Annotated in this window: 14 protein-coding genes; 8 read left to right on the top strand and 6 right to left on the bottom strand. The window is 70.5% G+C overall.

What is annotated here, in order from left to right; genetic code table 11:
* Window positions 1-70 precede the first annotated feature (70 nt).
* The 4 genes from R2B67_RS01965 to R2B67_RS01950 form a co-directional block, all read right to left on the bottom strand.
* On the bottom strand, window positions 71-1,630 hold the full coding sequence (locus tag R2B67_RS01965) for an MFS transporter (protein ID WP_317816071.1): 1,560 nt from the start codon (window positions 1,628-1,630) through the stop codon (window positions 71-73).
* 12 nt (window positions 1,631-1,642) lie between these two features.
* Complete coding sequence (locus R2B67_RS01960; RefSeq protein ID WP_317816070.1) at window positions 1,643-2,692, bottom strand: amidohydrolase family protein; 1,050 nt, start codon at window positions 2,690-2,692, stop codon at window positions 1,643-1,645.
* 84 nt (window positions 2,693-2,776) lie between these two features.
* Window positions 2,777-2,947, bottom strand: coding sequence for a hypothetical protein (locus R2B67_RS01955; RefSeq protein WP_317816069.1), 171 nt, complete (start codon window positions 2,945-2,947; stop codon window positions 2,777-2,779).
* Between the two features lie 86 nt (window positions 2,948-3,033).
* Entirely contained in the window at window positions 3,034-3,666 is a 633-nt protein-coding gene (locus tag R2B67_RS01950) for a TetR/AcrR family transcriptional regulator (RefSeq protein WP_317816068.1), read from the bottom strand.
* Between the two features lie 138 nt (window positions 3,667-3,804).
* On the opposite strand from R2B67_RS01950, the gene R2B67_RS01945 reads away from it, so the two are divergent.
* The 5 genes from R2B67_RS01945 to R2B67_RS01925 all read left to right on the top strand — a co-directional run bounded on the left by R2B67_RS01945 (window position 3,805) and on the right by R2B67_RS01925 (window position 9,502).
* Entirely contained in the window at window positions 3,805-5,421 is a 1,617-nt protein-coding gene (locus R2B67_RS01945; RefSeq protein WP_317816067.1) for a bifunctional 3-(3-hydroxy-phenyl)propionate/3-hydroxycinnamic acid hydroxylase, read from the top strand.
* Between the two features lie 30 nt (window positions 5,422-5,451).
* A complete protein-coding gene (locus R2B67_RS01940; protein WP_317816066.1) occupies window positions 5,452-6,327 on the top strand; it encodes an alpha/beta fold hydrolase in 876 nt (291 codons plus the stop codon).
* Entirely contained in the window at window positions 6,324-7,343 is a 1,020-nt protein-coding gene (locus R2B67_RS01935) for a VOC family protein (RefSeq protein ID WP_317816065.1), read from the top strand. Before R2B67_RS01940 ends, R2B67_RS01935 begins: the two co-directional genes overlap by 4 nt.
* Before the next feature lie 129 nt (window positions 7,344-7,472).
* Window positions 7,473-7,865 carry a DUF485 domain-containing protein gene (locus tag R2B67_RS01930; protein ID WP_317816064.1) on the top strand — a complete coding sequence of 131 codons (393 nt, stop codon included), beginning with the start codon at window positions 7,473-7,475 and terminating at the stop codon, window positions 7,863-7,865.
* Complete coding sequence (locus tag R2B67_RS01925; RefSeq protein ID WP_317816063.1) at window positions 7,862-9,502, top strand: sodium/solute symporter; 1,641 nt, start codon at window positions 7,862-7,864, stop codon at window positions 9,500-9,502. Before R2B67_RS01930 ends, R2B67_RS01925 begins: the two co-directional genes overlap by 4 nt.
* 32 nt (window positions 9,503-9,534) lie before the next feature.
* On the opposite strand, the gene R2B67_RS01920 is transcribed toward R2B67_RS01925, so the two are convergent.
* A complete protein-coding gene (locus R2B67_RS01920) occupies window positions 9,535-10,281 on the bottom strand; it encodes an IclR family transcriptional regulator (RefSeq protein ID WP_317824759.1) in 747 nt (248 codons plus the stop codon).
* 183 nt (window positions 10,282-10,464) lie between these two features.
* Here R2B67_RS01920 and mhpD point away from each other — a divergent pair, with 183 nt between their 5' ends.
* The 3 genes from mhpD to dmpG are packed head-to-tail and all read left to right on the top strand — an operon-like array spanning window position 10,465 to window position 13,276.
* Window positions 10,465-11,295 carry a 2-keto-4-pentenoate hydratase gene (gene mhpD / locus R2B67_RS01915; protein WP_317816062.1) on the top strand — a complete coding sequence of 277 codons (831 nt, stop codon included), beginning with the start codon at window positions 10,465-10,467 and terminating at the stop codon, window positions 11,293-11,295.
* Window positions 11,292-12,248, top strand: a complete 957-nt coding sequence (locus tag R2B67_RS01910) for an acetaldehyde dehydrogenase (acetylating) (RefSeq protein WP_317816061.1) — start codon at window positions 11,292-11,294, stop codon at window positions 12,246-12,248. Before mhpD ends, R2B67_RS01910 begins: the two co-directional genes overlap by 4 nt.
* Window positions 12,245-13,276, top strand: a complete 1,032-nt coding sequence (dmpG, locus tag R2B67_RS01905; RefSeq protein WP_317816060.1) for a 4-hydroxy-2-oxovalerate aldolase — start codon at window positions 12,245-12,247, stop codon at window positions 13,274-13,276. The genes R2B67_RS01910 and dmpG overlap by 4 nt, the downstream gene beginning before the upstream one ends.
* Window positions 13,277-13,404: 128 nt before the next feature.
* On the opposite strand, the gene R2B67_RS01900 is transcribed toward dmpG, so the two are convergent.
* On the bottom strand, window positions 13,405-14,523 hold the full coding sequence (locus R2B67_RS01900) for a fatty acid desaturase family protein (protein WP_317816058.1): 1,119 nt from the start codon (window positions 14,521-14,523) through the stop codon (window positions 13,405-13,407).
* Window positions 14,524-14,529: the final 6 nt, after the last annotated feature.

Here is a 14,529-nt window from a genome sequence, read left to right as displayed (position 1 = left end):
TCAGCGGCGCCGTTCGGAGCCGAGGGTCCCGCTCCGCCACAGGCCCGCAGGGCATCCGGCCACGGGCGGTTCAGTCCGACGTCGGTGGTGTCTTCGGTGCCCGGAGCAGGCAGCCGATCGCGGCGGCGAGCACGATGACGCCGACGGCGACGAGCGAGGCGGACAGGCCGTCCATGAAGGCGGACTTGACGCCGTCCGCCAGGGCCGCGCCCCGGGCACCGAGCTGATCGGCGACGTGCAGGCCCGCCGCGGCGGAGTCGCGTGCGGCCTCGGCGGCTTCGTGGGGAAGCCGGTCGATGGAGTCGGGCAGGTTCGAGCGGTAGTGGCTGCCGTAGATCGAGCCCATGAGGGCGATGCCGACGGCCGAGCCGACCTCGCGGGTGGTGTCGTTCATCGCGGAGGCGACCCCCTGTTGGCCGCGGCCGAGAGAGCCGGTGATGGCGGAGGTGCCCACGGCTCCGGACAGACCGATGCCGAGGCCCGCCAGGACGAGTCCGCCGAGGAACGGCAGGTAGCCGGAGCCGACGTCGAGTCGGGAGATGACGAACAGGCCGGCGCTCAGCAGGAGCAGCCCGACGGTCATGGTGAGCTTCATCCCGATCCTTCGCACCAGGTGAGGGGTGGCCTGGGAGGTGGGCAGGACGACGACCGCCACGGGTACGAGGGCGGCGGCGGCCTTGAGCGGGCTGTAGCCGAGGATGAGCTGCAGGTACTGCAGGCCGACGAAGAAGAACCCGAAGACGGCCATGAACTGCACGAGGACGGTGATCGCACCCGCCCGGAAGCCACGGATGCCGAACAGGGCGGGATCGAGCAGGGGGTGCTCACGCCGCAGCCCGAGCCAGGCATACGCGGTGAAGGCCAGCACCGTGACCACGAGGGCGGCGATCACGACGGGTTCCGTCCAGCCCCGCTCGTTGCCCTCGATGATGGCGAAGACGAGGGCGCCGATACCGACGGCCGTGGAGATGGCTCCGGAGACATCGGGTGGGGAGGGGCGCTCGTCCTTGGTGTCGGGCGACAGGAGGAGGGCGGCGACGGCGGCCACGAGGGCGGCCGCGGCGCTCGTGATGAAGATCGACCGCCAGGAGTACCACTCCAGCAGGGCCCCCGCGGCCAGCATGCCGATGATGGCTCCGGCGGCGGCGAATCCGGACCAGGTGGCCACGCCCTTGACGCGCTGCTCGGGAGGGAAGGCGGCGGTGATCGTGGACAGGGTGCCCGGCATGATCATCGCGGCCCCCAGGCCCATGACGACCCGCCAGACGATGAGCGTGGTCGTGGAGTCGGCGAAGGAAGCGGCCAGGGAGGCGGCGCCGAAGACGACGGTGCCCGCGACGAGGACGTTGCGGCGGCCGATCCGGTCGCCGATGGCGCCGAAAGGCAGGACGAGCGCGGCCAGGGCGACGGTGTACCCGTCGGCGATCCAGGTCAGTTCGCCGTTGGTGGCCGACAGGTCGATGGCGAGGTCGGGCAGGGCGAGGTTGAGGGCGGAGACGGAGGCGACGACGAGGACCAGGGACAGACACATGGCGAAGAGGACGCCGTTGTGGCCGCCCCGGCCGGTCGCGACGGCGTCCTGCCGGTCTTCGGTCTGACTCTCGGGCTTGTCGTGGGGAGTGGAGGACATGAGGAACCTGTCTCAGTCGGTGCTGGGCTGGAGGAGCTTGAAGACCAGGCGCGCGGCGGTGCGCTGCGCCGCCTGGCGCAGGCGCGCCGGTGCCGGCAGTGGCGGGGGCGCCGTTGGGGGAGTTGCGGACAGGCGGGGGAGGAGCGCTTCGGCGTTTGTGCGGTTGACGGCCTCGCGGGTGTCCGGGGCGAGGTGGTCGTCGAGGCCGCTCGCGAAGTACTGCCCGGCGGGAGTGGGGGCAAAGGGCCAGTCACTGCCGAAGAGCACGTGGCCGGGGCGGGCGAAGGCGAGCAGGGTGGGCAGGGCGGCGGGGCTGGAGGACAAGGCGGTGTCGAAGTAGAAGGAGCGGAAGTCTTCCAGTACGTCGAGCGGGCTGCGCGCTGTGTCGTTGGCGATGGTGAGGGCCATGCGGTGTGAGGAGTAAGGAACGAAGCCGCCGGCGTGGCTGAGGATGAACCGGATGTTCGGGTAGCGGCGAGGGATGCCGTTGCGGACCAGGAGGTAGGCGGCGCGGGTGGTGTCCAGCAGGAAGTCGGCGGCGAAGGCGGGGATGCCGTCGACCGGGGGAGCGGGCAGTTCGGCCGGGTGTACGAAGACCACCGCGCCGCGGTCGTGCAGCTCCCGCCACAGCGTGTCCTGGCCGTCCGCGCCGAGGTAGGCACCGCGGTTGTTGGCGAGCAGGGTGACGCCGTCGGCGCGCAGCTCGTCCAGTGCGCGCGCGGCTTCGGTGGCCGAGGCATCGGTGTCGGGCATGGGGAGGGTGGCGAAGAAGCCGAAGCGGCCGGGATGGTCGGAGGCCAGGGCCGCACAGTGGTCGTTGAGGCGTCGGGCCAGACCGGCGGCGTCGGCGGGTGCGGTGAGGAAGCCGGTTCCGGGCGTGGAGACGGAGACGATCGACGTGGTGGTGCCGAGCAGGTCCATCAGCTGCAGGGCGGACTCGGGGCTCCAGTCCGGCAGCGCGCGTCCGCCGGCGTCGGCGATGCCGGCCTTGGCGAGCTCGTCGCGGTAGAAAGCGGGCACTATGTGCTGATGTACGTCGATGCGCTGTGCGGCGGGGGACATGAAGCGGCCTTTCGTGGGGTCTGCGGAGTGCGGAGGGGAGGCCTCGTCGGCCGCCGACCGTGCGTCTCCGCCGACTCGATGAGGCTATGAGGACGGGTGCCAGGGGGTGGCGAAGAAGTCCGGCGTGGCGGTGGCGGAGAGCTGTCGGGAGAGCGGCGGAGAAGTTCGGAGTGGGCTGAGGGTGGCCAGGCGGCGGGTGACGCTGTCCTGCTGGACGGCGTAGGCGTCGGCCAGGTCGAGGGCAGGCCACGTCATGGAGAGAGGTTCGACCGGGGCCGTGCGGCGCTCGGCCTCTCGTAGCAGCTGTGCGGCTTCCGCGCGGTGCCGGACAGCCGCCGGCCTCATGCCTCGCCCTTGGTGGCCATGCGTGTCGCAGCCTCGTAGACCAGCTGGGCGTGCAGTTCGAACATCGCCACCAGGTCGAGGGCGTCCCCGTTGATCTCCCGCTGGACGAACAGCCCGTCGGCACCCGCGACGGCGTAGGCCGTCAGGATCTGGACGGACTCCTTGTCGAGGCCCGGAACGAGGGTTTCGGCCATCTCGGCGATCTTGGCCCTCGCGATGTCGCGGACGTGCAGGAACACCGTACGGCCGCGGGGTTCGACGGGGCGCCGCTCGAGGGCGAGCATCAGCCCCAGGCGCAGGAAGTCGGGGGCGTCGACCAGTGACTTGGCCACGTTCCCGGCCACGGCGGTGACCCGCTCCAGGGGAGTGCCGGTTTCCTCGCCCGGGAGTTCGAAGGCAGCCAGCCAGGTGTCGAAGCTGCGCTCGATGACCGCGGCGATCAGGTCGTCCTTGTCCTTGAAGTGCCAGTAGATCGAGCTGGCGGGCAGTCCGCACGCGGCGCTGACGGCGGCGATCGACGTGCCTTCGTAACCGCGCTCGCCGGCGATATCCACGGCGGCGTCGAGGATGCGCTGCCGCGATTCCACTCCGTTCGCGCGCTTCTTGCGGGTCGTCTGCGGCTTCGTCATGGCAGGTGCCCTCCTGTCGGTGCGTTCCGCGCCGGCCGCTTGACCGTCGCTGACGACCAGCCTACCGTAGCAATCGTTCCAATTGTAGTGACCGATCCAGGAAGGGTCGAGCGTCATGATCGACAACGAGGTGGCCCGATGAGTGAGACCACGGCCGAAACCGGGGCCGAAGACGTCTACGACGTCGCGGTGATCGGATACGGGCCCACGGGCGTGACCGCGGCGAACCTGCTGGGAGCCATGGGCCTGCGCGTCCTCGTCCTGGAGCGGGACGCCGCGATCTTCACCCGCGCCAGGGCCATCTCCACCGACGAGGAGGTCGTCCGCATCTGGCAGCGCATCGGCCTGGCCGAGCGGCTCAAGCAGGACATGCTGACCGAGCGGGACGTGGACTTCGTCGACGCCGGCGGCCGTCCGTTCATCAGTGCCCGCCCCACCCCACGCGGGCACGGTCACCCGCCGCAGATGTTCATCTACCAGCCGGCTCTGGAGCAGGTCCTGCGTGACGGCGTCGACCGCTACCCGAACGTGAAGATCCTGGTACGCCACGAGTGCCTGCGCCTGCGCCAGGACGCCGACGGGGTGGAACTGACGGTCGTCGGCACCGCCGACGACTCCGTTCACCGGCTGCGCGCGTCGTACGTGATCGCGGCCGACGGCGGATCCAGCCTCACCCGTGCCCAGCTGAACATCGGCTACGAGGGCACGACGTACGAGGACCGCTGGGTGGTGATCGACACGAAGATGCTCAAGCCCTGGCCGGACCACGACAAGCTGCGCTTCCACTGCGACCCGGCCCGTCCGGCCGTGGACTGCCCGACCCCGCTCGGCCACCACCGGTGGGAGTTCCCGATCCTGCCCGGCGACGACGAGAAGCAGCTGACGACCGAGGAGGCCGTGTACCGGCTGGTGGCCCGGTACGGCATCTCCCGCGACAGCATCGACGTCCTGCGCGCCACCGTCTACAGCCACCACGTGCGCTTCGCCAGCCGCTTCCGTATGGGCCGGGTCTTTCTCGCCGGCGACGCCGCCCACGCCATGCCGCCGTGGATCGGTCAGGGCATGGCCGCCGGCGTGCGCGACGTGGCCAACCTCTGCTGGAAACTCGACGCCGTGCTGCGCGGCGAACTGCCCGAGGGCGTCCTCGACAGCTACGAGGCCGAGCGCATGCCGCACGTCAAGGAGGTCACCAAGCGGGCGGTGTTCGTCGGCCGGATCATCACCGAGCGCCGCCGGCCGGTCGCCCGCGTCCGCAACGGTGCCCTGCGCGCCCTGGACCGCATACCGGGCTTCGGCGACTGGACGCAGAACTCGAACTGGATCCCCGTCGCCCGCTACGAAGCCGGCCTGCAGGCCGGCCCCCGCACCAAGGCGACCGGCCACCAGATTCCCCAGCCCTGGGTCACCGCCCCGGACGGCACCCGTGTCCGGCTCGACGACGCCCTCGGCGGCCGATGGAACCTTCTCCATGCCGGCACCGCCGTCGCCCAGCCGGCCTGGAGACTCTCCGGCGTCTCCTCCCTGACCGTCACACCTGTCGGCTCCGGGCCGGCCGAGGACACCCTCGTCGACAGCGACGGCGTCCTGCTGCCCTGGATGAGACGGCACGGCGCGGCCACGCTCGCCCTGCGCCCCGACGCCTATGTCTACGCGGCGGCCTCCGGGGGTGCCCTGCTTCCCCCGCCACCCCAGGGCTTCACCCCGTCCACGACTCCGTCCACGCCCCCGCGCATCGACGCATCCACCGCTCAGTGAGAACCCCGGCACAGTGAGGACACCGGCATCATGACGACGACACCGACCGACCTGCCGACGATGCAGGAGACGACGTACGACATCGGCGGAAGGAAAATTTTCGCCGCGGAGACCGGAGACGGCCCGCCGGCCCTGCTGCTGCACGGCGGAGGCCCCGGGGCCTCCGGCGTTTCCAACTACGCCCGCAACATCGTCGAGTTGGCCAAGGAGTACCGGGTCATCGTGCCCGACCTGCCCGGCTACGGCCGCAGTACCAAGGGAGTCGACGGCAGCGACCCCTTCGGCCACCTGGCCGACGGCATTCGCGGACTGCTCGACGAACTCGGCCTGGAGAAGGCCCATCTGGTGGGCAACTCCTACGGCGGCGCCTGCGCCCTGCGTCTCGCCCTGGACACCCCGGACCGGGTCGACCGGATGGTCCTGATGGGCCCCGGCGGCATCGGCACCACCCGCAGCCTGCCCACCCCAGGTCTCAACAGCCTGCTGAACTACTACACCGGCGACGGACCCTCGCGGCGGAAGCTGGAGAAGTTCATCCGCAACTACCTTGTCTTCAACGCCGCCGACGTCCCCGACGCCGCGATCGACGAGCGTTACCGCGCCAGCATCGATCCGGAAGTGATCGCCTCACCGCCGCTACGCAGGCCTTCCGGTCCCAACGCCCTGCGAACCGTGTGGAAGATGGACTTCACCCGCGACGCACGCCTGTGCCGACTGCCGGTGCCTACGCTGGTGCTGTGGGGGGCGCAGGACAGGGTCAACCGGCCGTCCGGCGGCCCGATGCTCGCCGAACGCATGCCCAACTGCGACCTCTACATGGCCGCGAACACCGGGCACTGGGTCCAGTTCGAGCGCGCGGAGCTCTTCAACCGGCTGTGCGCCGACTTCCTGGCAGGCCGACGATGAACACCGCAGCGACCAGCACAGCCTCCGTCTTCGGCGCCGTCCACCTCGGCTACATCATCATCGAGACCAACCGCTTCGCCGACTGGCGCCGCTTCGGCACCGACGCCATCGGCATGCACCACGACACCCTCTCCCACGACCTCATGCGCTTCCGCCTCGACGACCAGGAATGCCGCTTCCTGCTCCGGCGCGGCCCGGCCGAGGACGTCGTCGCCACCGGCTGGCACATCGACGACCATGCCTCCTTCGAGCAGATCGAGGCCCGTATCCGGGCGCACGGCGTCCCTGTCGTACGGGGCTCCGACGAGGAGGCCGCTCTGCGCGGCGTGGAACGCCTCCTGTGCTTCCCCGGCCCCAAGGGCATCACCCAGGAGATCTACACCACCCCGCTGACCTCCGCCGAACCGCTGCGCATGCTGGCGTCCGGCTTCGTCACCGGCGACTCCGGCATGGGGCACATCGCGCTCACCTCCACCAAGCCCACGCGGATCCGCGGCTACTTCAACACCGTCTTCGACGCCCGTCTGACCGACTACATCGATGAGACCATCAGCGGCGTCAAACTCAAGATCCGCTTCCTTCGCGTCAACGAACGCCACCACTCCATCGCGGTGGCCGCCACCCGCGGCCTGCCCATCGACCCGATCCGCACCCGCGTCCAGCACCTCAACATCCAGGCCGCCACCCTGGACGACGTCGCCCAGAGCTACCAGCGGGTGCACGAACTCGGCTTCGACATGGCGCTGTCGGTCGGCCAGCACACCAACGACAAGGAACTGTCCTACTACGCCCGCACCCCTTCGGGCTTCGAATGGGAAGTCGGCTGGAACCCGATCGTCATCGACGAGACGATCTGGGAACCCTCCACCCACCAGGGCATCAGCATCTGGGGCCACCTCCCCGTCGGCCAGACCATCGTGGACAAGCTCGCCCAGTTCCGTGCCGGCGCCCGCTCCCTCGCCCACCCCGAGAACGCGGTGCCCGCCCTCAGCGGCGCGGGCATCGCCGACGACTGACCCGGCACGGTCATTCCACCGCCCGGCCCCCCCGGCACACCGCCCGTCGTGCTTCCCGTACGGCACGCCAGGAACCGTGATGCCGGAACCCGGTGAGCGGCCATCCACCTCGCGAGAGGACTCCGACCCATGTCCGTCCCACCGCCCGGCCCCGGCAACGGGCCCCCGTCGCAGGACCGGCCCCGCGACGCCGTCGCAAGGGCCGTGCAGCGATTGCCCCGCACGCTGTCCGGTACGCGTCGGCGGTTCCTGGCGGTCAACGGCACCGCCTTCCTGCTCACCGCCTCGCTGTCCGCCACGGCCGGCGAGCTGTTCGCCACCCGCCCGGTCGGCACCCTGCCTTTGGGCGTCGTGCTCGGCATCCTGCAACTGGCCGTTCTGCTGCTCACCTCCTGGTGGTACGACCGCACGCTCCGCCGCCACGCAGATCCACTCGCCGGCCTGATACGACGTCATGCCGAGCTCGTGAGCACGCCCCCGCCTCAGTCTGCTCCGGCAGAAGCTCCGGGGAGGCGGAGATGAGCGAGCTGTCACTCGCCGCGGGGCTCGTATCGGCCGCAGGCGGTTCCGACGACCGGACGATGGTGGTGACCGCCTTCATGGCGTTCATCGTGCTGTCCCTCCTGCTGTGCGTCCTGGCCGGTCCCGAGGACGACACCACGGCCGACTTCTACACCGGCAACCGGTCACTGACGCCGGCGCAGAACGCGCTGGCGCTCACCGGGGACTACATATCGGCCGCCACCCTCCTGGGCGTGTCCGGCCTGGTGGCCGTGGCCGGATACGACGGCATCTCCCTGGCGGTCAGCAGCTGCCTGGCCGTCGGGGTGTTCCTGCTGCTGGCCGGTCCGCTGCGCCAGGCCGGCCGCTACACCCTGGGCGACATCTTCGCGCTGCGTTCGCCGGGGCCGTCGTCCCGTATCGCCGCCGCCACGGCCACGTTGGCCGTCTGCCTGCCCTTCCTCGTCCTCCAACTGGCCGGAGCCGGCAGTGCCACGGCCCTGCTGCTCGGACTGACCGGCCCGGGCGCCGCACAGGTGTGCACCGTCTTCGTCGGCTTGCTGATGATCGGCTACACGGTGCTCGGCGGCATGAGAGGGACGAGCCTCGTCCAGATCGTCAAGGTGGCAGTGGTGCTCACCACCATGCTGATCCTCGCCTTCCTGGTCCTGCGCCACCACGGCTTCGCGCCCGGCGCCCTGCTGACCGCGGCCGAGCAGGGGAGCGGGTTCCACGACCGCTACTTCGAACCCGGTCACGCCGCGGGGGAGAGTGCGGCCGGCCGCCTGGACTTCCTGAGCCTGCAACTGTCCGTCGTCCTGGGCGGCGCGTGCATGCCGCACGTCGTGATGCGCATCAACTCGGCCGCCGACGGCGTCACCGCCCGCCGGGCGACCCGCTGGACCATCGCCATCATGGCCCTCTTCCTCCTCTGTGTCGTCATCGCGGGACTCGGCGCCGCCGGGGTCGTGGGCGGCCAGAAGATCCGTGCCGTCGACAGCGGCGGCCAGATGGCCCTTCTCCTCCTGGCCGAGGAGTTGGGTGGTGGCACATCGGGGTTCGCGGGCAGCGTGCTGTACACCGCCGTCGCATGCTCCGTCTTCGTGACCGTACTTGCGGTGGTCGCCGGCATAGCCCTGAGCGCCGCGGCCGCCCTCGCGCACGACCTGCACGCCCACGCGGCACGCGGGGGACGCATGTCCGAGCGTCGGGAGGTCCGGTCGGCCAGATGGGCCGTAGGCGCCGTGGGCGGGCTCGGCATCTTCCTCGCGGCGACGGCCCAGGGACGGAACCTTCAGTCCCTGACCTATCTGGCACTCGCCCTCGCCGCCTCCACGGTCCTGCCCGCCTGCCTGTACGGACTGTTCTGGAGCCGGTACAACCGGACCGGGATGCTGTGGACGGTGTACGGCGGTGTCCTCTGCACCACCGTCCTGTTCGTCTGCTCCCTCTCCTTCTCGGGCACGCCCACTTCGCTGCTGCCGGAACACGACTTCCACCTCATCGGGCTCCAGTCGACCGCCGCGATGGCCGTTCCCGTGGGATTCCTCCTCGGGTGGGCGGGCAGCGCCGTAGGACGGCGTGCACGGCCCACGGACGAAGCCGCGGCGGATCTCCGATGGCGGGAACGCGTTCTCGTCGGAGTCCGAGAGGAATGACATGTACCACCGCCGGGCAGTTCGGTGCCGGCTCAGAGCGAAGTACCGCCCACCGTTCCGCCGCCCGCGCGCAGCACGCGGGACAGGCCCAGAGCGGCTGTCCGCACGGCGGGTGCCAGTTGGGCGGGGTGGAACCGGCCACGCGGTACGGCGACGGAAAGAGCGGCCACCGCCGTCGGCCCGTCGAAGACGGGCGAGGCGATGCAGCTGACGTCGAGGGCGGCCTCCTGCTCCTCGTAGGCGAGACCGGAGACCTGGATCTGCTCCACGGCGGTGCGCAGCCGCGCCGGGTCGGTGACCGAGTACGGGGTGAGCCGGGGCAGGGGCCCTGCCAGTACCTCGTCCGCCAGCTCGGGGCCGGAGAAGGCCAGCAGGGCCTTGCCGACGCCCGTGCAGGTCAGGGGGAGCCGTCCCCCGATGCGGGAGGGCAGCGACAGGGTCCGGTGGCCGTGGATCCGCTCGATGTAGACCACGTCGTGCCCCTCCCGGACGCCGAGGTGCACGGTCTCGTGCGTGGCCTCGAACAGGTCCTGGAGGAACGGCAGTGCCGCCTCCCGCAGGTCGAGCCTGCGGGGCACCAGTGAGCCCAGCTCGAAGAGCTTCCCGCCGAGCCGGTAGCTCTCGCCGTCGCGTTCCAGCAGCCCGAGGCGCACCAGATCGGCGCAGAGGCGGAACGCGGTCGTCTTCGCCAGTCCCGAGCGGGCGGCGATTTCCGTGAGACGGAACGTTCCGCCGTCCGGACGGAAGCAATCCAGGACGGAAGCCGCTTTGTCGAGCATGTTTCCCTGCACGTTGTTCCGTGTCATGGAACGCATTTTGCCCCCGCTCGAACCGTACGCCTATACCTGTCGTGCATCGGCGGCCGCCCATCGCCGCCTCTCCCACAGTCCCGCCACCCCCCGCCCGGAGGTAACCCGCATGTTCGCCCCGTACCGCCGCACCAGCCCCCGCAGGGGGCGACCGTGAGCCCGCACAAGCCCGCCGACGCCGTGACCGGGGCGGCGGCCGTCCTGGCGGAGGCCGCCCGCACCGGCGTCCCCTGCGCCCCCGTCCGCTCGCTCCTGCCCGAGGACACCGCGGCGGACATCGAAGCCGCGTACGCCGTGCAACGCCTGAACGTGGAACGCGGGATCACCGCCGGGCGGCGGCTGGTCGGCCGCAAGATCGGCCTGACCTCGCCCGCCGTGCAGCGGCAACTCGGCGTGGACCAGCCGGACTTCGGCGCGCTGTTCGCCGACATGGCGGTTCCCGAGGGGCAGCCGATCGCTCCCGGCCGACTCCTCCAGCCGAAGGTCGAGGCCGAGGTCGCCCTGGTGCTCGGCACGGACCTGCCGCACCGAGACCCGACCGTCGCGGACCTGCTGCGCGCCACGGCATTCGCGCTGCCCGCACTGGAGATCGTCGACAGTCGGATCGCCGACTGGGACATCACCATCGTCGACACCGTCGCTGACAACGCCTCCTGCGGCCTGTACGTCCTCGGCGGAACCCCTGTCCCGCTTGACCGCGTCGACCTGCGGGCCGTGACGATGACCCTCACCAGGAACGGCGAGACGGTCTCCGAAGGCACCGGAGCCGACTGCCTGGGCAGCCCGCTCACCGCCGCCCTCTGGCTCGCCTCCACCCTCGCCGGGCTCGGCGACCCGCTGCGGGCCGGCGACATCGTCCTGACCGGTGCGCTCGGCCCGATGACGGTCGCCGCCGAGGGCGACGAGTTCACCGCGTACATCGAAGGCCTCGGCACGGTCGGGACCTCGTTCGCGTCCGCCGCCACGGAAGGAGCCACAGCATGAGCAGGAGCACGAAGGTCGCCGTCATCGGGTCGGGCAACATCGGCACCGACCTGATGATCAAAATCCTGCGGCTCTCCGACTCCCTGGAGATCGCCGCCATGGTCGGGATCGACCCCGACTCCGACGGCCTGGCCCGCGCCCGCCGCCTGAAGGTCGCCACCACCCACGGGGGCGTCGACGGCCTGGTGAAGCTGGACGAGTTCGCCGACGTCGAGCTCGTCTTCGACGCCACTTCGGCCGGCGCGCACCGCCACCACGACGAGGTACTGCGCTCGCTGGGCCGCAGGGTCGTGGACCTGACGCCCGCCGCGCTCGGTCCGTACGTCGTCCCGCCGGTCAACGGTGAGGCCCACCTCGACGCGCCGAACGTCAACATGGTCACCTGCGGCGGCCAGGCCACCATCCCGATCGTGGCCGCCGTCGCCGACGTGACCCCCGTCCACTACGGCGAGATCGTCGCCTCGATCTCCTCCCGCTCGGCCGGCCCCGGTACCCGGGCCAACATCGACGAGTTCACCGAGACGACCTCGTCGGCCATCGAGAAGGTGGGCGCCGCCGCGCGGGGCAAGGCGATCATCGTCCTGAACCCGGCCGAACCCCCGCTGATCATGCGTGACACCGTGTACTGCCTGGTCGGTGAGTGCGACGACGCCGCGGTGGCCGCCTCGGTGGAGGAGATGGTCGCCCGGGTCCAGACGTACGTGCCCGGATACCGCCTCAAGCAGAAGGTGCAGTTCGAGCGCGTCGCCGCCGACGACCCCCTGCGCCCATTGCTGCCCGCCGGCACGCGGTCCACGGACGCCGCGAAGGTCTCGGTCTTCCTGGAGGTCGAGGGCGCCGCCCACTACCTGCCCGCCTACGCCGGGAACCTCGACATCATGACCTCGGCAGCCCTGCGCACCGCCGAACGCATGGCCGCAGCGCTGCCCTTCACGAAGGTGGACTCCCGATGACCGCGAACCAGCCCCCCGCCCTGTACGTACAGGACGTGACCCTGCGGGACGGCATGCACGCCGTACGCCACCGGTACACCGTCGACCAGGCCCGTACGATCGCCGCCGCACTCGACGAGGCCGGGGTCGCCGCGATCGAGATCGCTCACGGCGACGGCCTGTCCGGCTCCAGCATCACGTACGGCGTCGGCGCGCATACCGACTGGGAGTGGATCGAGGCCGTCTGCGGCAGCGTCCACCTCGCGGCGCCCACCACGCTGCTCCTGCCCGGCATCGGCACCCTGCACGACCTGCGCCAGGCACACACCCTCGGCATCCGCTCGGTCCGCGTCGCCACCCACTGCACCGAGGCCGACATCTCCGCCCAGCACATCGCCGCCGCCCGCGACCTGGGCATGGACGTGGCCGGGTTCCTGATGATGTCCCACATGGCCGAACCCGCCGAACTGGCCCGTCAGGCCAAGCTCATGGAGTCCTACGGAGCCGGGTGTGTCTACGTCACCGACTCCGGCGGCCGCCTGACCATGGACGGCGTCCGTGACCGCGTCCGCGCCTACCGCGATGTCCTCGATCCGGACACCGAGATCGGCATCCACGCCCACCACAACCTCGGCCTGGGCGTCGCCAACTCCGTCGTCGCCGTCGAGAACGGTGTCACCCGCGTCGACGCCTCCCTCGCCGGACAGGGCGCCGGAGCCGGAAACTGCCCCCTGGAGGCCTTCATCGCGGTCGCCGACCTGATGGGCTGGAAGCACGGCTGCGACCTGTTCCCCCTGATGGACGCCGCCGACGACGTCGTACGTCCTCTCCAGGACCGCGAAGTCCGCGTCGACCGCGAGACCCTCACCCTCGGCTACACGGGCGTGTACTCCAGCTTCCTGCGCCACGCCGAGGCCGCCGCCCGCCGGTACGACCTCGACACCCGGGCCATCCTCGTCGAGGCCGGCCGGCGCAAGATGGTCGGCGGCCAGGAGGACATGATCACGGATATCGCCCTCGACCTCGCGGCGACCGCCTCCGCCGGCTGACTGAGAACGGTCGGCGCCGAGGACCCGTGGCCGTTCGACGGAAACGGTGCCACCGACGCCAGGGACGGACTCGGGCGGCGCGGCCGATGCCGCCGGGTACGGTCCAGTGATCCGCACCGGTACCGGAGTCAGGCGGTGACCAGTTCCCGCTCCTGATCAGGTGTTCCGGCCTTGGGCTTCCGGTTCGGCAGCGAGAGCCGGAAGACCTTGTGCCACGCGGAGAACACCTGCTTGGGCAGCGGGCCGGTGACGTACTCCAGCTCGTACTTCTCGAACAGCGCGCGCACCTTCACCGCGACCTCGGCGTACCGGTTGCTCGGCAGGTCCGGGAAGAGGTGGTGCTCGATCTGGTGCGAGAGGTTGCCGGTCATGAAGTGCATGGCCTTGCTGCCGCTGATGTTCGCCGAGCCCATCATCTGGCGCAGGTACCACTGGCCGCGCGTCTCGCCCCTGATCGACCGGCGCTCGAAGACCTGTACGCCTTCGGGGAAGTGCCCGCACATGATCACCGAGTGGGTCCAGAGGTTACGGACCAGGTTCGCGGTGAACGTGGCGGCGAGTGTGGTGAGGAACGACGGGCCCGACAGCAGCGGGTGGATCACGTAGTCCTTGAGCACCTGCTTGCGGATCTTGCGGCCCACCGCCCTGGCTCGCGCGCGGAACTCCGGGTTCTTGCGGCGGCGCTTGTGGAGGTTCTTGCCGAGCTCCAGGTCGTACGCGGCGATGCCGTACTCGAAGAAGCAGGCGTTGAGGAAGTTCCACAGCGGCTGGCCGAGGTGGAAGGGGTGCCACCTCTGGTCCTCGTCGACGCGCATGATGCCGTAGCCGAGGTCGTTGTCCTTGCCGATCACGTTGGTGTACGTGTGGTGCAGCTCGTTGTGCGAGTGCTTCCACTGATCGGACGGCGAGACGTGATCCCACTCCCAGGTGGTGGAGTGGATCTTCGGGTCCCGCATCCAGTCCCACTGGCCGTGCAGGACGTTGTGCCCGATCTCCATGTTGTCCATGATCTTCGCCACGGACAGCCCGGCGGTGCCGAGCACCCACGCGGGCGGGAAGAGCGAGAACAGCAGCACGCCCCTGCTGACCAGTTCGAGCTTGCGCTGCACCGAGATGACTCTACGGATGTAAGCGGCGTCCTTCTCACCGCGGTCGGCGATCACCTCGTCGCGGATCGCGTCCAGCTCGCGGCCCAGCTCCTCGATCTGTTCCGCGGTCAGGTGGGCGGTGGGGTCGATGGCGGTCAAGGTGTT

Source organism: Streptomyces cyaneofuscatus, from assembly GCF_033109485.1.
GTDB classification, from domain to species: Bacteria; Actinomycetota; Actinomycetes; order Streptomycetales; family Streptomycetaceae; genus Streptomyces; species Streptomyces cyaneofuscatus.
Note: the sequence above shows the minus strand (reverse complement) of the source record. Positions and strands in the feature narration are given on the sequence as shown.